The following is an 18,656-nucleotide window of genomic DNA, read 5'->3' as shown; positions in this document are numbered from 1 at the left end:
TGCAGGAGTCATCGATCATGCGCACAAAACAGTACCTGGCATGTCTTGCCGCCCTGGCTATCTCGGGCACCGCCATCGCTGGCGGCGGGCCGCTCGGCATCGACCACCGCCTCCACTACGACAACAGCGGTATCTGGAAACGCGGCAACCAGAATGCGTTGATGTACGGCACCATCATCACCGTGGGCGCTGGCGCACTGGTGTTCGGCGACAACGACAAGCTCGGCGACACGTTCTGGCGCTCGGTGGATGCCATGGTGATCTCCGGTGTCGGCGCGCAGGCCATGAAATACACCTTCCAGCGCGAGCGTCCTTCTCAGACCGACAACCCCAACCGCTTCTTCAAGGGGCGGCATGCGCAGAGTTTCCCCAGCGGCGAGGTAACCGCGATTTCGGCGGCGGTCACTCCGTTCATGGTTGCCTACGGCGACGATCACCCAGCCGTTTATGCGCTGGCCCTGCTGCCGGTCTACGACGCGGTGGCGCGGGTCAAGACCCGCGGACACTGGCAGAGCGATGTGCTGGTGGGCGCAGCGCTCGGCACCGGCGTCGGCCTGTGGGCCGCCCATCGTCAGTCACCGTTGATTGTCGGCTGGTTGCCGGGCGGCTTTCAGGTGGGCTTCGTGCACCATTTCAAGCCGTGATGGCTCAGCGGTGGAAGTGTCCGGCCGCTTCCGGCTGGTAACTGATTTCCAGCACCTTCAGGCGACGCTTGTGCCCGTCCGGGGTCGGCCAGTCGATCTGCTGGCCACGGGCCAGCCCCAGCAACGCGCTGCCTACCGGTGCCAGGATCGACACCGTGCCCGGTGCACCGGCCGCCGCCGGATACACCAGGGTCAGGGTGAGCTTCTCGCCATTGCTTTCGTCCGCGAACGTGACGGTGGAGTTCATCGTCACGGTGTGCTCCGGCATCGCGGCCGGCTCGACCACTTCGGCGCGATCGAGCTCGGCCCGCAGCGCATCGAGCTTCGCAGCGTCGGCGGCAGGCAGTCGCTCCAGCAACGCTTCAATGCGCTCCATGTCGATGCGGGAAACGGTGATCGGTGGCTTGCTGCTCATGGCTTTTCCTGGTGCTCGCGGCTCCTGCCGCACAAAAGCACGCGCCGGAACGAAACCGTCCCGGCGCGTGGGGTCGTGAATGGCCACCATGACTATCTGGGCATGACTGGCTGATGAAACAAGGCTGACTCTGCGGATACCACCCGCGAAAAGCAAGCTGTCGTAGCAGGTATCATGCGGGACCATGCCCCACCAAGCCGCCGCGGACCCCCACGCTGCTGCCGCTGCTGTCTCCACCTCAGCGACGGTTCCTGCCGATCTGTCCGGGCCTGATCTGTCCGGGATGTCTTCGCGCGAGCGTTTCCGTGGCCTGTTGTGGCTGGTCGCCGCGGCGTTCTTCATGCAGGCGCTGGATTCCACCGTAGTCAACACCGCGGTACCGGCGATGGCCGAAGCGCTGGCGGTGACGCCGCTTGGCATGCGCACTGCATTGACCAGCTACGTGCTGACCCTGGCGATCCTGATCCCCGCCAGCCCCTGGTTGTGCGATCGCCTCGGCACACGCCGCGTGTTCGGCATCGCCATCGTGGTGTTCGGCGTGGGCTCGTTGCTGTGCGGCCTGGCGCAGACTCTGCCGCAACTGGTGGCGGCGCGCGTGCTGCAGGGCATCGGCGGCGCCTCGCTGATGCCGGTGGGTCGCTATGTACTGGTGCGCAGCATCGACAAGCACGAGTTCGTGCGCGCGATGAGTACGGTGGCCACGTTCGGCCTGCTCGGTTCGGTGCTGGGGCCGCTACTCGGCGGCGCGCTGGTGCAGTTCACTTCGTGGCGGCTGATCTTTCTGATCAATGTGCCGGTGGCGATCGCCGGCGTGTGGATGAACAAGCGCGACATGCCCGACTACCGGCTCGATCGCGCCAACCGTTTCGACCTGCTGGGCTTCCTGCTGTTTGCCGCCGCCTCCGCGTTGCTGCTGACCGCCTCGGAACTGGCTGGCAACCATCCGGTGCCGTGGATGCGGATCGGCCTGTGCAGCATGCTCGCGCTGCTGCTGGGCGCGGTCTACGTGTGGCACAGCCGGCGCACGGCGTATCCGGTGGCGGATCTGCGGCTGCTGCGTGTGCGCAGCGTGTGGGTGGCACTGGCGGGTGGACTGTTCACCCGGCTCGGCATCTCCGGCATGTTCCTGCTGCTGGTGCTGTTCCTGCAGGTGGGCTGTGGCTGGTCGCCGCTGATGGCCGGCTTGATGATGGTGCCGCAGGCGGTGGGTTCGATCAGCGCAAAATGGATGATCAACCGGGCACTGGTCCACTACGGCTACCGGCGCCTGCTGCTCGGCAACACGGTGATCGTGGCCGTGCTGCTCGCCGCGTTCGCCCTGCTCGGCCCGACTTCGCCGGTCTGGCTGATCGTCCTGCTGACCTTCGGTTACGGCTGTTTCTCGGGCTTGCAGTACACCGCGATGAACACGCTGATCTACCACGATGTGGATATCCGGCACGCCTCGATGGTCTCGTCGATGGCATCGACCGTGCAATACCTCGCAATGAGTTTCGGCATCGCGTTGGCCACCTTGCTGATGGAGGCGATGCTGCAAGGCCATGCCCACGACGACTATGTCGTGGCGTTCCGCTGGACGGTGTTGCTGCTGGCCGCGATCACGGCCGCGGCGAGCCGCGTGTTCAGCCGGCTGCGCATCGACCAACCGCCGGCCGCTGCGGTGGAGACACCGGCAAGACCGTAGCAGCAGTGGCCCGCGAGCGCCTGATACGCTGTGGCGATCACCCGCCGCTTCCCTTGAGGATCTTCCATGCGCTGGTTCGCCACCCTGGCCGCCATGTTTGCCTGTACGCCAGTATTCGCCGCCGAATCCGGCGCCGACGTGAACTTTCATCTGGTGCCGCATCCGGTCGGCTGGATCGCGCTGACGCTGTTCGTGCTGGCCTATGTGGCGGTGATTTTCGAGGAGCGCATCCACATCGCCAAATCCAAGCCGGTGATGCTGGCGGCGGCCTTGATCTGGGGCATGATCGCCTGGAAAACCGGTGCCGCGGCTGGTGACGCCACACTGACCCGGCAAGCCTTCGAAACGATGTTTCTCGAGTACGCGGAGATCTTCTTCTTCCTGGTCGTGGCGATGACGTATGTCACCGCGATGGGCGAGCGCGGCGTGTTCGAGGCGTTGCGTTCGCAGCTGACCCGGCGCGGTTTCAGCTACCGCTCGCTGTTCTGGATCACCGGCCTGCTGGCATTTCTGCTTTCGCCGGTGCTGGACAACATGACCACCGCGCTGGTGATGTCGGCCGTGATCCTGGCGGTGGGCGCCGGCAATGCGCGCTTCATCACGCTGGCGATGATCAACCTGGTGGTGGCGGCGAATGCCGGCGGTGCCTGGAGCGCGTTCGGCGACATCACCACGCTGATGGTGTGGCAGGCGAACAAGGCGCAGTTCTTCGATTTCTTCCGGCTGTTCTTTCCGGCTGTGGTCAACTGGTTGATACCCGCGCTGATCATGTCCTTCGCCCTGCCCGGCGGAAGGCCCGCTGGCGCCAATGGCCACAGCCGGATCAAGCACGGCGGCATCAGCATCTGCCTGACGTTTGCGCTGACCATCGCGATCACCGTGGTCGGCCGCCAGTGGCTCGGCATGCCGGCCGCCTACGGCATGCTGACCGGTCTGGCCCTGCTCAACCTGGTGGCCAGCCGCATCGACTACCGCCAGCGTCACTACGCGCTGGCGCAAGGTGTGGAGGAGCAAGGCTATTCGATCTTCCGCATCATCGCCAACGCCGAGTGGGACACCTTGCTGTTTTTCTACGGCGTGTTCGCCTGCGTGGGCGGACTGGCTGCGCTCGGCTATCTGGAGCTTGCCTCGCACGAGCTCTACGGCAACCTCGGTCCGACCACGGCCAACGCCGCCATGGGCGTGCTCTCGTCGGTGGTGGACAACATCCCGATCATGTTTGCGGTGATCAAGATGAATCCGCCGATGGATGGCGCGCAGTGGCTGTTGATCACGCTGACCGCCGGCGTCGGCGGCAGCCTGCTGTCGGTCGGCTCGGCCGCCGGTGTTGCTCTGATGGGCGCAGCGCGCGGGCAATACACCTTCATGAGCCATCTGCGCTGGAGCTGGGCGATCGCACTGGGCTATGTTGCCAGCATCGCGCTGCACCTGTGGATGGCCGCCGCGCTGTTCGGCGGCTGAGTAGAGAAAGACTCGAACGCCCCGCCGTGTAGCATCCACGCATCGCCCGAAGGAACGACGACCCATGCATCACGCCGCCGACATCCTGCTCACCCTGTTCATCATCTTCGTGGCTGCCCAGGTCGGCGCCGAGATCGCCCAGCGTCTGAAGCTGCCCGGCGTGGTCGGCGAGATCGCCGCCGGCTGCGTGGTGGGGCCGTCGCTGCTGGGCTGGCTCACTGCGGAGCAGATCCTGCCCGGCACCCCGCTGGACGTGCTGGCCGAGATCGGCGTGGTGCTGCTGCTGTTTTCGGTGGGCCTGGAAACGCGGCTGGACGACCTGAAGAAAGTCGGCAAGAGCGCCCTGCTGGTCGGCGTGCTCGGCGTGATCGTGCCATTCGGTGCCGGCGCCTTGTGGGCGCATGGCGAAGGCTTCGAATGGGTCAAGTCGCTGTTCGTCGCCGCGGCCTTCGTCGCCACCTCGGCCGGCATCACCGCGCGCGTGCTGCAGGAGCTGGGCGTGCTGCAGCGAACCGAGAGCCGGGTGATCCTGGGCGCCGCGGTGATCGACGACATCCTGGCCATGCTGCTGCTCGGCGTGGTGTCGTCACTGCAGGGCGGCGGCTCGCTGAACCTGCAGTCGCTGCTGCTGACTCTGGCCGGCGCGATCGGTTTCGTGGCGATCATCGGCTGGGGTGGCTCGAAGGTGATGCGGCACCGCTCGGCGTGGCTGGAAGCACCGATCAATCCGCATTCCGCATTGACCGTGGTGCTGGCGATCTGCATGGGGCTGGCATGGCTGTCGACCCGCTTCGGCCTGGCCGCCATCATCGGCGCGTTCCTCGCCGGCATGATCGCTTCGGAAACGCGCCAGCGCGACGCGCTGGAACACCAGACCCAGCCGCTGCTGTCGTTTCTCACCCCTTTCTTCTTCGTGGTGACCGGCGCCAAGGTCAACCTGGCGGAACTGGCCAGCGTCGATGCGCTGGCAATGCTGGCGATCGTCACCGTGATCGCGATCGTGTCCAAGCTGCTCGGCGGGTTCCTGGGCGCGTTGTCGCTGGGCCGGCGCGCCGCCACCATCATCGGCTTCGGCATGGTGCCGCGGGGCGAGGTGGGCGTGGTGATCGCCAGCCTGGGATTGGCTGCCGGCGTGTTCAGCGATCGCATCTACGCGATCATCGTGGCGATGTCGCTGCTCACCGCCATGGTCACGCCGCCGGTGCTGGCGTGGTTACTGAAGCGCGACGACGGCCAGGATCCCGCAGTTGAACGGCCCGGCCTGGAGGACTGAACCGCCGGCCCTTGCCGGCGCGTCAAAGCCGTTTCCCCACCAGGACCTGACTGGGAATATGCTAAACAGCGCTGCGTTGTTTCGAGGGATACCCGTGGAAACGAAAAAAACCGTACTCATCGTCGACGACGATGACCTGGTACTGCAATCCCTCGACATGCGTCTGTCCATGACCGACAGCTTCCAGACCATCCAGGTCAAGAGTTGCAATGGCGCGCTGAGCCACATGCAAAATGCGCCGTCGATCGACGTCATCGTCGCGGACGTGATCCTGGCTGGAGGCACCAACGGCATCGACCTTTGCCAGAGGGCGATCGAGCGCTATCCCAACATTGCCGTCGTCGTGATCACCGCTGACAACGAAGTGGACTGCGCCGAGATTCCGCCACGCGGCGTGTTCCTGCGCAAGCCGTTCAGCGGGGAGCGTTTGCTCGAGTCGATCGGGCTGGCGCTGAAACGGGTAAGCCCGACTTTCCAGGCCTAGCTCGCGCGATCCCAGTCCGCCACTCGGGCACATCGTCTCACCACGACAGGAAACCCTGCATGGCTGTCACTCCGCCGGAAGCCGCCGTTTCGCCCGCTGCCGATCCGGCGTTGCTGTGCAATCGCCCGTTCGCGCAGATTGCCGTAGGCGACGTGGCGGCAATGGAGCGCACCCTGAGCCTCGACGACATCCAGTTGCTGGCCCTGCTGTACGGTGACCTCCCGCAGCAGCTCGGTCCGGCCGCCGCCGGCTCCACCGATTTCCACGGCGTGATCGGCCACGGCATGTGGGCGGCGGCGCTGATTTCCTCGCTGCTGGGCACCCGCCTGCCCGGCCCCGGCACGATCTACCAAGCACAGACGCTGCAGTTTCGGATGCCGCTGCAGATCGGCGACACGCTGCAGATGCGGGTACAGGTGCGCGCGCTCGACGAGGTCAGCCGCCGCATCACGCTGGCCTGCATCGGTACCAACCAGCACGGCGCCGTGGTGATCGAGGGCGAAGCCGACGTGATCGCGCCGGATAACCCGATCGAACGCCCGCGCGCCAGCCTGCCCACGCTGCGCCTGCTCGACGGTGGCGAACAATCGCTGTGCGAACGTGCGCAGCAACTCGGCAGGATCCGGGTGGCCGTGGTGCATCCCTGCGATGCAACCAGCCTGGCCGCCGCGCTGGATGCGCGCGCCGCCGGACTGATCGAGCCGTTGCTGGTGGCACCTCGAACGAAACTGGAAGACGTGGCGCGCGAGGCCGGGCTGGATCTGTCCGGGCTCGTCATCGAGGATGTCGAACACAGTCACGCGGCCGCCGCGCGCGCGGCTGCGCTCGCCGCCAGCGGCCAGGTCGAGGCGCTGATGAAAGGCAGCCTGCACACCGACGAGCTGATGGCCGCCGTGGTGCGCACCGAGGCCGGCCTGCGCACGGCGCGCCGGATCTCGCACTGCTATCTGATGCACACGCCAGCCTATCCGCGGCCGTTCATCATCACCGATGCGGCAATCAATATCGCGCCCACGCTGGAGGACAAGGCGGACATCGTGCGCAACGCGATCGCGCTGGCGCACCTGGTCGGGGTGGCGATGCCGCGGGTGGCGATCCTGGCCGCGGTGGAAACCGTGAACCCGCACATGCCGGCCACGCTGGATGCCGCGGTGCTGTGCAAGATGGCCGAACGCGGACAGATCACCGGCGCGGTGCTCGATGGCCCGCTGGCATTCGACAATGCGATCTCCGCTGCCGCCGCGCGCATCAAGGGCATTGTCTCGCCGGTCGCCGGTCGCGCCGACATCCTGGTGGTGCCGGATCTGGAAAGCGGCAACATGCTGGCCAAGCAGCTCGAATACCTTGGCGGTGCCGCCAGTGCCGGCATCGTGATGGGTGCGCGTGTGCCAATCGTGCTTACCAGCCGCGCCGACTCGCGCGAATCGCGGGTGGCCTCGTGCGCACTGGCGTCGCTCGTGGCCCATCATTACCGCACCAGCCCACCATGAGCTCGCACCCTGCCAGCGATCTGATCCTGGTGCTCAATTGCGGATCATCCAGCATCAAGTTCGCGTTGTTCGACGCAGCGACAAACCCGTTGTCGCGCACGCCGGCATGGCATGGCAAGGTCGAAGACATCACCGACCCCAAGCCGACCTTCAGCCAGAACGATACAGTCGGCGAAACCGTATCGCTGGATGCCGCACAGCCGTACCACAGCGCACTGGCTTACCTGCGACAGCGCATCGTGGCGCGACTGAACGGCCGCCGCATCGTGGCGATCGCACATCGCGTGGTGCACGGCGGCAGCAAATACTTTGCACCGGTGCGCGTGGATGCCGCCGTGCTGACCGACCTGCAAAGCTATATTCCGCTGGCACCGCTGCATCAGCCGTTTGCACTGGAAGCCATCGCCGCGTTGCTGGCCGAGCTGCCGCAACTGACGCAGGTGGCCTGCTTCGACACCGCGTTCCACCAGAGCATGCCGACGGTGGAAAAGATGCTGCCGCTGCCGCGCTCGGTGTGGAACCAGGGCCTGCGCCGCTACGGTTTCCACGGCCTGTCCTACGCCTACCAGTCGCAGGTGCTGGGCGAGCGTTACGGCGATGTCGCGCGCGGCCGCAGCATCGTGGCGCACCTGGGCAGCGGCGCCAGCCTGTGCGCGATGCGGAACCTGCAAAGTGTCGCCACCACCATGGGTTTCTCGGCGCTGGACGGCTTGATGATGGGTACCCGCTGCGGCGCGCTGGATCCGGGGGCGGTGATCTACCTGATGCAGATCGGCAAACTGTCGCTGGAGCGCGTGGGCCACATGCTGTACCACGAGTCCGGCCTGCTCGGCATATCGGGTGTGTCGGCCGACCCGCGCGTGCTGTTGCCGCGAGAGCACGAGCCTGCGGTCGGCGAGGCCCTTGCATTGTATGTACGCAGCATCGTGCGTGAGCTGGGTGCGCTCACCGCCACTTTGAACGGGCTGGACCTGCTGGCGTTCACCGCCGGCATCGGCGAGCACAATGCGGTGATCCGTGAACGTGTCTGCATCGGCCTGGGCTATCTCGGCGTGGCGATCGATCCGGCCGCCAACGCGGCCGATGCGCCGGTGATTTCCAGCGCATCGAGCAAGGTACTGGTGGTGGTCGAGCCCGCCAACGAGGAGTGGGTCGCGGCCTCCGCCGCGCTGCCGTTCCTGTCGCGCTGAACCATTACCCCAGCGTGCCGGCGTCCGGTGCGTTCCACATCCAGTGACGGATCTCCGGCAGGTCCTGGCCGTTCTCGTCGATGTACTGCTTGTGCTGCAGCAGCTTGTCCTGCAAGCGCTGCTTGAGGTGCGCGGCCTGTTCACCGAGCTGCGGCACACGGTTGATCACGTCGATCACCAGGTGGAAGCGGTCCAGCGCGTTGAGCACGGTCATGTCGAATGCGGTGGTGATGGTGCCCTCCTCCTTGTAGCCATGCACATGCAGGTTGTCGTGGTTGGTACGCCGGTAGGTCAGCCGGTGGATCAGGGTCGGGTAACCGTGGAACGCGAAGATCACCGGCTTGTCGCGGGTGAACAGCTGGTCGAAGTCGTCGTCCTCCAGTCCGTGCGGATGTTCGCTGGGCGATTGCAGCTTCATCAGGTCGACCACGTTGACCACGCGCAGCTTCAGCTCCGGCAGGTAACGTCGCAGGATCGACACCGCGGCCAGCGTCTCCAGCGTGGGCACGTCGCCGGCACAGGCCATCACCACGTCGGGCTCGCCATGCTCGTCGCTGCTGGCCCACGGCCAGATGCCGATGCCCTGGCTGCAGTGCCGCTGCGCCGCGTCCATCGCCAGCCATTGCGGCGCCGGATGCTTGCCGGCGATCACCACGTTGACGTAGTGCCGGCTGCGCAGGCAATGGTCCATCACCGACAACAGGCAGTTCGCATCCGGCGGCAGGTATACCCGCACGATCTCCGCCTTCTTGTTGACCACATGGTCGATGAAGCCGGGATCCTGGTGGGTGAAGCCGTTGTGGTCCTGTCGCCACACGTGCGAGGCGAGCAGATAGTTCAGCGAGGCGAGCGGGCGCCGCCACGGGATTGCCGCGGTCATCTTCAGCCATTTGGCGTGCTGGTTGAACATCGAATCGACGATGTGGATGAACGCCTCGTAGCAGTTGAACAGGCCGTGCCGCCCGGTCAGCAGATAGCCTTCCAGCCATCCTTCGCATTGGTGCTCGCTGAGCATCTCCAGCACCCGTCCCTGCGGTGCCAGAAACTCGTCATTGGGTGCCGTGGCCGCCTGCCACTGGCGGTTGGTCGCCTCGAACACGGCGGCCAGCCCGTTCGACACGGTTTCGTCCGGCCCGAACACGCGAAAATTGCGCTGCTGCGCATTCAGGCGGATCACCTCGCGCAAGAACGGCCCCAGCACGCGCGTGTCGCCGATACCGCTCACGCCGGGCTGCGGCACGTCCACCGCGTGGTCGCGATAATCCGGCATGCACAGATCCTGCAGCAGCAGGCCGCCGTTGGTGTGCGGGTTGGCGCTCATGCGGCGGGTGCCGACGGGCGCGAGTGCGATCAACTCGGCTTTCAGCCGACCATGCTGGTCGAACAGCTCCTGCGGCCGATAGCTGCGCAGCCACGCCTCGAGTTGGTGCAGGTGTTCCGGCGGACTGCTCTCCGATACCGCAATCGGCACCTGATGCGCCCGGAACGTGCCCTCGTTCGGCTTGCCGTCGACCACCTTCGGCCCGGTCCAGCCCTTGGGCGAATCGAGCACGATCATCGGCCAGCGTGGCCGCGTGGTGACGCCATGCAGGCGCGCGTCAACGCGGATCTGGCGGATCTGCGCCACCACTGCATCCAGCGTGGCGGCCATCGCCTGATGCATCAGCTGCGGATCGCTGCCCTGCACGAAATACGGGGTCCAGCCATAGCCGCGCAGCAGCTGCTCCAGTTCCTCGCGGCTGATCCGCGCCAGCACGGTGGGGTTGGCGATCTTGTAACCGTTCAGATGCAGGATCGGCAGCACCGCGCCGTCACCCACCGGATCGAGAAACTTGTTCGAATGCCAGGCAGTGGCCAGCGGCCCGGTTTCCGCTTCGCCATCGCCCACGACGCAGGCCGCGATCAGCTCCGGGTTGTCGAATACCGCGCCAAACGCATGGCTCAGCGAGTAGCCCAGCTCACCGCCCTCGTGCAGCGAGCCGGGACACTCCGGCGACGCGTGGCTCGGTATGCCGCCCGGAAACGAAAACTGCTTGAACAGCCGCTGCAGCCCCACCTCGTCCTGGCCGATCTCGGGATACACCTCGCTGTAGGTGCCATCCAGATACGCGTTCGCCACCACCGCCGGGCCACCGTGGCCGGGGCCGGAGATGTAGAACATGTCCAGATCGTGCTGCCGGATCACCCGGTTCAGATGCGCATAGATGAAATTCTGCCCCGGCGTGGTGCCCCAGTGGCCCAACTGCATGCGCTTGACGTGCTCCAGCTTCAGCGGCTCGTGCAGCAATGGATTCGCACGCAGGTAGATCTGCCCCACCGACAGGTAGTTCGCGGCGCGCCACCAGGCGTCGATGGCATGCAACTGGTCGGGGTCGAGCGGCTGGCGAGCCAAGGCATTGGTGGTCATGATCTGGCAGTCCCGGTGAATGCGAAAATCCAATTCAGCGCACTATGTACCTCAAAGGTTGTGAATTTCACTGCGGCACCTCGCCACACGCACGGTGCGACAGTTTCATCATTGGATATCTTCACGCGCTGCCCCAAGCCGTTGCAGCGCCCCGGCTGGATCACTCTTCGGAAACAGCACAGCATGGCCGCACATGAAAACACCGAAGACGGCGGGCCGGAAACTCCGCCTTGGGCCAATCTCGGCGCTGGCCTGATCACCGGCGCGGCGGACGACGACCCCAGCGGCATTGCCACCTACTCGCAGGTGGGTGCGGCGTTCGGCTACGGCATGCTGTGGTGCGTGTTCCTGACCATGCCGCTGATGATCGCGATCCAGGCGATCAGTGCCGGCATCGGTCGGGTCACCGGCAAAGGCCTGATGGACGGCATGCGCCAGTACTACCCGCGCAAGCTGGTGTATGCGCTGGTCACATCCATCTTCATCGCCAACGTGATCAACCTGGCGGCGGACATCGGCGCCATGGGCGCGGCGCTGAAACTGTTGATCGGTGGACCGGCCCTGCTCTATGCCGCCGGCTTCGCCGTGCTGTCGCTGGTACTGCAGATCTTCATTCCATTCACCCGCTACTCGCCGATCCTCAAGCTGCTCACGCTGAGCCTGTTCGCCTACGTGGCGACCGTACTGGTCATCGACGTGCCGTGGCGCGCCGTGCTCAGGAGCATCGTGCTGCCACCGATCAGCTGGAACGCGCCTTATGCCGTGGGCCTGGTCGCGCTGCTCGGCACCACCATCAGTCCCTACCTGTTCTGCTGGCAGGCCTCCGAGGAAGTGGAGGAGATCGAGTCGAGCAAGCAACGCAAGCCGCTGCAGGATGCACCGCAACAGGCACCGAGCGCCCTGCGCCGCATCGGCATCGACACCACGGTGGGGATGATCTTCTCCAACCTGGTGGCGTTCTTCATCATCCTCACCGCCGCCGTGGTGCTGCACGAACACGGCAAGACCGACATCCAGTCCTCGGCCCAGGCGGCCGAAGCCCTGCGGCCGCTGGCCGGCAAGCTGGCGTTCGTGCTGTTCGCCGCCGGCATCATCGGCACCGGCCTGCTCGCCGTGCCGATACTGGCCGGTGCCACTGCTTACGCCGCCGCCGGTGCGTTCGGCCAGCGCAGCGGACTCGAGCACAAGCCGCGCGAGGCCGTGTTCTTCTACGGCGTGCTGATCGTTGCCAGCCTCATCGGCATCGCACTGAACCTGACCCCGCTCGACCCGATCAAGGCGCTGTACTGGAGCGCAGTGATCAACGGCGTAGCCGCCGTGCCGCTGATGATCGTGATGATGCTGATGGGGTCCAGCCGCAAGGTCATGGGCAAGTTCACCATGCCGTGGCCGTTGAAGGTATTCGGGTGGCTGGCGACGGTGGCGATGGCGACGGCGGCGGTGGTGATGTTTGTGACTTGGGTGAAGTGAGGCTGCGCTATTCCACTGTCTGCCATCGGCAAACCGGGAACCGGGATGCGTATTGCATCGTCTGCGTCGCCAGCGCTGGCCGGGGACCGTGACCGTGACCGATATTCCCACGCGGCAATCCGTCCAGGGCCACACTACCCGCACGACCCGTGCAGGGTCGCTCGATGCACTTTGTGGCAGGCTTCCGGTGTAACAGAACAGCCGGGGGCAATTGCCGACTTCCAGGTACCGCACCAACAGCTCTGGAACATCGCGAGATGAAAATGCACGCCGGGATGTCCCGAGCCTTTGGACCGCTGCTGCTGCTCCAGCTGGGCGTGATCGCGTGGGCGCCGTCGCATCTGCTCACATGGAGCTACGGCGTCGTGCTGGCCATGCTCACGCTGACGGTGCTGGCGTGCTGGCGGCGGCTTCGCTTCAGCGTCCGTCACAACCGTCCGCTGTGGAGCCTGCTGCTGCTCGCGTTGATTGCCCAGGGCGGCGCGTTCAGCTTGCTGTTCACCGACTCGCTGTCCAATCCGCTCGGCACCCTGGTGGCCTTCGATCCAACCCTCTACTTCTGCCTTAGCAGCCTCCTGCTCACCATTGCCGCGGCCTACAACCCGATCGCCACGCTCTACCGCTGGGCCAGCATCGTCGACAGCCTTCTTGCGTGCGCCATCGCGGCCCTTTTCTATTACACCCTGCACGGGGTGCTGAATGCGGCCTCGCCGCAATCGCCACCGGCGACCTTCGTGATGTGGATGTTCGACGCAATGGGCTTGTTCGTGGCGGTGTTCGCCACACTACGTCTGGTTTCCACAAAGCGCTCGGATGAACGGCGGTTCTTCTTCGTGCTGACCGTCTTCGCCTGGCTAGATGCGGTACTGCCCGGCATCCACAACCGGTTCATCCTCAGCAGCGAGTCGTACCTGCCCGAGCTGCTGCTCGGCCTGCCCTTCGTGGTACTCGGCTTTCTGCTCGGCCGGCGGCGAAAGGTATGGTTCCGTAATTACCGCCCGAGCCGCCGGATCCGCTACGTCGCCGAGAGCATCAGCCCGTTCGTGATGAGCCTGGCGCTGTGCTGTCTCGCGTTCGCGCAGCTGGGCAAGAACCCCGTCCTCGCGACCGCCACGTTGGTACTCGCGATCACGTCCTACGCGGCGCGCAACGCCATCGTGCTGGGACAGCACCTGGCCTTCGAGGACGACCTGCGACAGCTCAAGCGCGGCCTGCAGCAGGCCATCGTGCGCGACGAGCTGTCCTCCCTGCTCAACCGCCGCGGCTTCTACCAGCGACTCAGCCGCGAATGGGAAAACGCGCTGAAAACCGGTCGTTCGCTCAGCGTCGCGATGATCGACATCGACAGCTTCAAAGCATTCAACGACACCTATGGCCATCTCGCCGGTGACGACTGCCTGGCCGCGGTCGCGCATGCGCTGCAGCGCGAGGCGAGCCAGCAGCCCGACGTGATCGTGGCAAGATACGGCGGCGAGGAATTCGTTGCCCTGATGAGCGGCTACGATGTCGACGCATCGGGAGACATCCTGCAAAGGCTGCGGCGGCGGGTCGAAGCCATGCAGATCCAGCACGCACGCAGCACCCAGCACGTGGTGACGATCAGCGCCGGCCTCGCGTCGACAACGACAACCCCCTACCCGGACAGCGACAAGTTCCTGAATGCGGCGGACGAGGCACTGTATGTGGCGAAGCGGAGCGGGAGAAACCGGATCCAGTGGGCTGAGTGACTTGGAATCGGATAGTCGTCCAGTGCCAAAATATATGGACCAGACACCTCTTCCTTTTCCACACCCACCATCGTTCGACATGACTAGCGACACTCGATCACAGCAACCGCACGCGGCATGATCGCGCCTTCATGCCTCATCGCAGGATCCGAGGCGCCGCGCTCGACGCCACGCAACCAGGGAAACGTCATGCAGGGAAAGATTCGGACCATCGCAGCGCTGTGCACGCTGACCGTGCTGGGTAGTGCACGAGCAGCCAAGCCCGACGACGGCAGCCAGCTGCGTGCGCAGGTGACTCACAGTTATCCCTCGCTGCGTTACGTGGAACGCTACCGCCACGACTTTCCCGATGAGGTCCAGGGCCAGGCTTTCTGGTCGGCTGAGCACACCGCACCATCCCTCCCCGACGCCAACGCACTCACCCGCACACTGGCAGCGCTGCAGGACCAGCACGTCGCGCTGGTCGGTGCCAAGGCGGGCAAATCCGAAACCCTGGGCATGCTGTTTCGCACTGCCAGCGACGGCAGCCTGATCGTCTGGCGCGTATTCGATACCAATGCCGGAAACGTGCACGTCACCGAGGGCGATCAGGTGCTGGCGATCGATGGCCAGGACGCCCATGCCTGGATGCAACACGCAGCAACGCTGACCTTCGGTGGCCAGCGCCGCGGCCGTTACGCGGAAGCGGCTACGGAGCTCGGGCTCGCCACGCCGGTGGTCCATCGCGTTGCCGGACTCGGGAATGCAGTCGCCTTGCGCGTGCAGGATGCCAAGGGCCAGACGAAAGCCGTCACGCTGCACTACAAGCCCGTAGATGCGGGACTGGCCAAGTCGATGACGGCCGCGATCAACCGCGCCGACCTGCCGCAGCACTTCAAGGCCAACGGTCTGCGCATCGGCACGCTGCGCATCGGTGCGTTCGCGCCGCAGTACGACGACGCCTTCGTGACCGCTGCCGATGCGGCCAGCAAACAACCCGGTGCCAGCGACGATACCGCCATGCTTGCCGGCTACTGCGCCGTGGTGCGCAACGTCATCCGCGAAGCCGACACCGCCGCCCGCGATGCGGACGTGCTGGTGCTGGACCTGCGCGGCAATCTTGGTGGCTTCGACCGCGAAGCGTGGTTGCTGGCCGAGGCGCTCGGCACCAAGCCCTCGCTCGCCACACTCGACCTGTTCGCCGGCAGCAAGGCCGGCACCGTGCAACTCGCGAAGGAACACACCGACCCGAGCTGCGGCCACGTCGCCACCCATGCGCCACTGATCGTGCTGACCGACGCCGGCACGCGCTCGGCGGGCGAATTCATGGCGAGCTGGCTATGGGCCTCCGGCGCCACCGTGGTAGGCGAGCGCACCGTGGGCGCCGGCGGCGGCTTCGAGTTCAACGGCGAACCGGGCACCCCGCTGGCCGGCTCCGGCTATGCCGCGCGGCTCAGCGGAAATTTCTCGGTGTTCGATCCTGCCGGCACGCTCGGCGAAGGCGCGCATGACGAGGCCGCGTTGGTCGACATGCAGGCGCGGGATCACTTCGCACCCAGCCGCACGCACCCCTTCGCCATCCAGTCCGTAGGCCTGCGCCCAGACTTTGCTCTCAGCAGCACACTCGCCGATTTGCGCGATGGCGGCCGTAGCAGTCTCGCCAAAGTGCTTGTGCAACTGAAGGCGAAGCACCAGCTCTGAGTTGAGGAGCTCGATGGTCGTCCAAGCATCCAGAAACAGCGCAGGTGTGCATTAGGCCGAGTGCGGTCCGGCTATTTCCTTGGCAAGCCTTTCTTTGCCGTAGGCCGCGCTGTTTTGACCGCGCTCTTCTTTGCCACGACAGGCGCGGAGCTCTTCGCACTTGAAGCCTTCCTGGCACTCTTCTTCTTGGCTGCGATTACTGGCTTCTTCGTGGCTGGTGCGGCCACCGCCTTCTTCAATACCGATGCAACCTTCTTCGTGACAGGTTTCTTCGCAGACTGGGCAGCCCGAGTCGGCTTCTTCGCAATTACCGTACCCGACGCCGGAGCCGTGTTGGCTGCCTCACCACTCATGTGCACGAACATTTTCGGCGCCCAGGCACTCTGAAAGTGCGCCACCATGTCCCTGAATACTTCACTCTGTTCCAGCATCAACGAAAACAGGTCGTGCTTCTTCGACTTGTCCTTTTTGTGCGATTTGTCTTTGCTCATGATCAGGCCTCGGCAGTGGTGTAGCGCCACTGTAGCCGAGGTTGGGCCGATCCTGGATGACAATTTGTCGAAGACGATCAAGCGATCCAGTTGCGCCTTCGACCCCGCCAATGGTGTTGCAGATCGTGTCCGGGAATATTTCCCACACGATCTATGGCCCGGCCGCAGTCAAGCCAAACCTGGTGGCACGCGTCTCGATTTCCGGATCAAGCGCGTGCGCGGCGACCAGATCGGCATGGCCCGCGTCCGTCTGGCCACTGCGGATTTTCGCCAGGCCAAGGCCATAGCGTGACCACGCGGAATGCGGGTTTTGCGCGAGCGCCTGCTCGTAGGCCTTGATCGATTCGGGATAATGTCCCAGTCGTAACTGCACCATGCCGAGACTGTCGAGGTAGGCCGGCTTTTCGCCATCGCGCTTGATCGCCTTGCGGCAATCCTTCAAGGCATCGTCGAGCATCTGATTGCTCAGTCCACGCGCCCAGCAGCGCTCGTTGAACGCCGCGCCGAGCATGGCGTCATGGCTGTGCAGCCGAATCCAATCGTCGAGCATGTGCAGCGCCGCAGCGGGTTGATCGAGCTGGATGTAGAGGCCGGCAATCGAGCGCGCCTGGGCTGAGCCCGCTGGCGCCAAGGCGCTTGCCGCCATCGCGTCGGCTGTCGCACCCGTGCGGTCCTTGTGCACGAAACGAAGTTCGGCGCGTAGCAGCAAGGCATCGACGTTCTTCGGATCCAGGCTCAAGGACTTGTCCAGATCGTCGAGCGCCGCATTCGGCTGTTTGTTCGCCACACGTGCCCGCGCACGGGCAACGTAGTAAGCGGCTTGATCCGGCGCCATGCGGATCGCCTCGTCCAGATCGGCCACGGCAGCCCTCGCTTCGCCGCGCGACAGGCGCGCTTCGCCACGCAGAGCGTAATCGGGCGCAGTCTTGGGCATCGCACCGTTGTCGTCCGCAGCGGTGCCGGCCTCGGGTTTATCGCTGTCGCTCGGCGCGTCGGCAAAGGTAAACACGCGGCCGCCGTTGTAGGTGAAATAAGCTTTCCGTTGGCTGTTGGCGATGAACATGTGATGGGCGAGCAGAAAATCCACGCCGAGCAGCATGTCGGTGTCACCCATGTTTCCGTCAATCACCTGCATCTGGCTGTGCTGGATGGTTTCCGTGCCGACCGAGAACGAATCAATGCGTACCGTCCATGTCTTAACCGACCTGGCGCCAATGCCGATGCTGCTACTGCCAGCCTTGACGTCTGGTGCATCGAGGTCGATACCGGCCCGCTCGGCGGCGCGACGGCTGAGCACGGTGGCATAGGCCCCCGAATCGAGCACCGCCCGCACCTTCTTGCCGTTTATCATCACGTTGAAAAAAGTGCGCCGATCGTGCTCGTTGCCGGTCGACACGATGTCGGCGTCGTTGTACTTGCCATCCTTGGACCAATAGGCCAGCGAGTGTTTTTCGCAGTCGATCGCACTGAACAAAGTCAATTTGCCATGTGCCAGATCGATTTCCAGATCGACCAGATCAAGCAGGTTGGCGCCAAGCAATCCATGGCCCGCATCCGTGCCACCGACGATGAAGGCGATCTTGTGGAGCGTCGTATCGAGGATGCCGAAATCCTTCACCTGAGTGAACTGGACATCCGCCGTGCCTCCGATGCCACCGATGCGAAAACCAAATGGCGCAGGTCGCAGATTGAGCCCCAGCGACAACGCGTTGGCACGCGACATGGTGTTGAAGAAAGCCCCGGTATCCAGAACGAAGCGCGTATCGGCCCCGTTGATCTTCACCAAGGTCGTGGCTTGCCCGCCGACCATTTCCACCGGCAACGTGCCGTAATCCTTCAACTGGCAACCGTCAGCCCAAGCGTGGCTTGCGAGCAAGGCGCTGATGCCCAGGCAGCCCAAACGCAACATCCTTGTCATCATCGCCCCCTTGGATGCCAAGGCTGCGGAATGCAGGCGTGGCCGTTGAGCGCCGGGTTGTATGGGCGCTCCGGGCATAGTGGCGAAAACTCTGGAGGTGCTCAAGGAGGGGGTTGGCAAAGAGCAGTGTCAGGGACAATTTGAGGAACATGATCGTCGTCCGATCGGTCGCATCGCAGCGAAATGGCTTGTTCTAGCTCCGACCCACGAACGAAACCGATCCCGGCATCTTCCAGAAATTGCCGCTGTCACTTTTTCGGAACTCTCCAGGGCGCACCACCACAGTTGCACATCGTTGAATAGCTAGCGAAAACTGGCGGAT

14 protein-coding genes are annotated in these 18,656 nt (G+C 64.8%); 10 read left to right on the top strand and 4 right to left on the bottom strand.

The window, feature by feature from the left end; all coding sequences use genetic code 11:
- The first annotated feature begins 17 nt into the window (after positions 1-17).
- Positions 18-644, top strand: a complete 627-nt coding sequence (locus EAH75_RS03390) for a phosphatase PAP2 family protein (RefSeq protein WP_140804224.1) — start codon at positions 18-20, stop codon at positions 642-644.
- A 4-nt stretch (positions 645-648) separates the two neighbouring features.
- Here EAH75_RS03390 and rnk read toward each other — a convergent pair whose 3' ends face one another.
- Positions 649-1,059: a nucleoside diphosphate kinase regulator gene (rnk, locus tag EAH75_RS03385; RefSeq protein ID WP_140654178.1), complete on the bottom strand. Its 411-nt coding sequence runs from the start codon at positions 1,057-1,059 to the stop codon at positions 649-651.
- Between the two features lie 283 nt (positions 1,060-1,342).
- Between rnk and EAH75_RS03380 the strand changes: the two genes are divergently transcribed.
- The 6 genes from EAH75_RS03380 (at position 1,343) to EAH75_RS03355 (ending at position 8,641) form a co-directional block, all read left to right on the top strand.
- Entirely contained in the window at positions 1,343-2,743 is a 1,401-nt protein-coding gene (locus EAH75_RS03380) for an MFS transporter (RefSeq protein WP_140805013.1), read from the top strand.
- A 66-nt stretch (positions 2,744-2,809) separates the two neighbouring features.
- Positions 2,810-4,204, top strand: a complete 1,395-nt coding sequence (nhaD, locus tag EAH75_RS03375) for a sodium:proton antiporter NhaD (protein WP_140804222.1) — start codon at positions 2,810-2,812, stop codon at positions 4,202-4,204.
- A gap of 64 nt (positions 4,205-4,268) precedes the next feature.
- Positions 4,269-5,477, top strand: coding sequence for a cation:proton antiporter (locus EAH75_RS03370; RefSeq protein WP_140804220.1), 1,209 nt, complete (start codon positions 4,269-4,271; stop codon positions 5,475-5,477).
- Entirely contained in the window at positions 5,452-5,961 is a 510-nt protein-coding gene (locus EAH75_RS03365) for a response regulator (protein ID WP_140804218.1), read from the top strand. The genes EAH75_RS03370 and EAH75_RS03365 overlap by 26 nt, the downstream gene beginning before the upstream one ends.
- Positions 5,962-6,020: 59 nt before the next feature.
- Entirely contained in the window at positions 6,021-7,451 is a 1,431-nt protein-coding gene (locus EAH75_RS03360; protein WP_140804216.1) for a bifunctional enoyl-CoA hydratase/phosphate acetyltransferase, read from the top strand.
- Positions 7,448-8,641, top strand: a complete 1,194-nt coding sequence (locus tag EAH75_RS03355; RefSeq protein ID WP_140654168.1) for an acetate/propionate family kinase — start codon at positions 7,448-7,450, stop codon at positions 8,639-8,641. The genes EAH75_RS03360 and EAH75_RS03355 overlap by 4 nt, the downstream gene beginning before the upstream one ends.
- 4 nt (positions 8,642-8,645) lie before the next feature.
- On the opposite strand, the gene EAH75_RS03350 is transcribed toward EAH75_RS03355, so the two are convergent.
- Positions 8,646-11,048 carry a phosphoketolase family protein gene (locus EAH75_RS03350; protein ID WP_140804214.1) on the bottom strand — a complete coding sequence of 801 codons (2,403 nt, stop codon included), beginning with the start codon at positions 11,046-11,048 and terminating at the stop codon, positions 8,646-8,648.
- Between the two features lie 183 nt (positions 11,049-11,231).
- Here EAH75_RS03350 and EAH75_RS03345 point away from each other — a divergent pair, with 183 nt between their 5' ends.
- The 3 genes from EAH75_RS03345 to EAH75_RS03335 all read left to right on the top strand — a co-directional run bounded on the left by EAH75_RS03345 (position 11,232) and on the right by EAH75_RS03335 (position 15,925).
- Positions 11,232-12,518 carry an NRAMP family divalent metal transporter gene (locus EAH75_RS03345; protein ID WP_140804212.1) on the top strand — a complete coding sequence of 429 codons (1,287 nt, stop codon included), beginning with the start codon at positions 11,232-11,234 and terminating at the stop codon, positions 12,516-12,518.
- Between the two features lie 149 nt (positions 12,519-12,667).
- Positions 12,668-14,245: a GGDEF domain-containing protein gene (locus tag EAH75_RS03340; RefSeq protein ID WP_140804209.1), complete on the top strand. Its 1,578-nt coding sequence runs from the start codon at positions 12,668-12,670 to the stop codon at positions 14,243-14,245.
- A 189-nt stretch (positions 14,246-14,434) separates the two neighbouring features.
- Positions 14,435-15,925, top strand: a complete 1,491-nt coding sequence (locus EAH75_RS03335) for a S41 family peptidase (RefSeq protein ID WP_161596269.1) — start codon at positions 14,435-14,437, stop codon at positions 15,923-15,925.
- Positions 15,926-15,996: 71 nt separating this feature from the next.
- On the opposite strand, the gene EAH75_RS03330 is transcribed toward EAH75_RS03335, so the two are convergent.
- Both EAH75_RS03330 and EAH75_RS03325 read right to left on the bottom strand, forming a co-directional pair.
- Complete coding sequence (locus tag EAH75_RS03330; RefSeq protein ID WP_140804205.1) at positions 15,997-16,416, bottom strand: hypothetical protein; 420 nt, start codon at positions 16,414-16,416, stop codon at positions 15,997-15,999.
- Between the two features lie 151 nt (positions 16,417-16,567).
- Positions 16,568-18,325 carry an aspartyl protease family protein gene (locus EAH75_RS03325; RefSeq protein ID WP_241668871.1) on the bottom strand — a complete coding sequence of 586 codons (1,758 nt, stop codon included), beginning with the start codon at positions 18,323-18,325 and terminating at the stop codon, positions 16,568-16,570.
- Between the last annotated feature and the right edge of the window lie 331 nt (positions 18,326-18,656).

Source organism: Rhodanobacter glycinis (assembly GCF_006438785.1).
Classification (GTDB): Bacteria; Pseudomonadota; Gammaproteobacteria; order Xanthomonadales; family Rhodanobacteraceae; genus Rhodanobacter; species Rhodanobacter glycinis_A.
Note: the sequence above shows the minus strand (reverse complement) of the source record. Positions and strands in the feature narration are given on the sequence as shown.

What these genes read in the sequence shown, in the direction of transcription:
- EAH75_RS03390 (WP_140804224.1), top strand. Translation starts at nt 18, where the DNA reads ATGCGCACAAAACAGTACCTGGCATGTCTTGCCGCCCTGGCTATCTCG.
- rnk (WP_140654178.1), bottom strand. Translation starts at nt 1,059, where the DNA reads ATGAGCAGCAAGCCACCGATCACCGTTTCCCGCATCGACATGGAGCGC.
- EAH75_RS03380 (WP_140805013.1), top strand. Translation starts at nt 1,343, where the DNA reads ATGTCTTCGCGCGAGCGTTTCCGTGGCCTGTTGTGGCTGGTCGCCGCG.
- nhaD (WP_140804222.1), top strand. Translation starts at nt 2,810, where the DNA reads ATGCGCTGGTTCGCCACCCTGGCCGCCATGTTTGCCTGTACGCCAGTA.
- EAH75_RS03370 (WP_140804220.1), top strand. Translation starts at nt 4,269, where the DNA reads ATGCATCACGCCGCCGACATCCTGCTCACCCTGTTCATCATCTTCGTG.
- EAH75_RS03360 (WP_140804216.1), top strand. Translation starts at nt 6,021, where the DNA reads ATGGCTGTCACTCCGCCGGAAGCCGCCGTTTCGCCCGCTGCCGATCCG.
- EAH75_RS03355 (WP_140654168.1), top strand. Translation starts at nt 7,448, where the DNA reads ATGAGCTCGCACCCTGCCAGCGATCTGATCCTGGTGCTCAATTGCGGA.
- EAH75_RS03350 (WP_140804214.1), bottom strand. Translation starts at nt 11,048, where the DNA reads ATGACCACCAATGCCTTGGCTCGCCAGCCGCTCGACCCCGACCAGTTG.
- EAH75_RS03345 (WP_140804212.1), top strand. Translation starts at nt 11,232, where the DNA reads ATGGCCGCACATGAAAACACCGAAGACGGCGGGCCGGAAACTCCGCCT.
- EAH75_RS03335 (WP_161596269.1), top strand. Translation starts at nt 14,435, where the DNA reads ATGCAGGGAAAGATTCGGACCATCGCAGCGCTGTGCACGCTGACCGTG.
- EAH75_RS03330 (WP_140804205.1), bottom strand. Translation starts at nt 16,416, where the DNA reads ATGAGCAAAGACAAATCGCACAAAAAGGACAAGTCGAAGAAGCACGAC.
- EAH75_RS03325 (WP_241668871.1), bottom strand. Translation starts at nt 18,325, where the DNA reads ATGTTGCGTTTGGGCTGCCTGGGCATCAGCGCCTTGCTCGCAAGCCAC.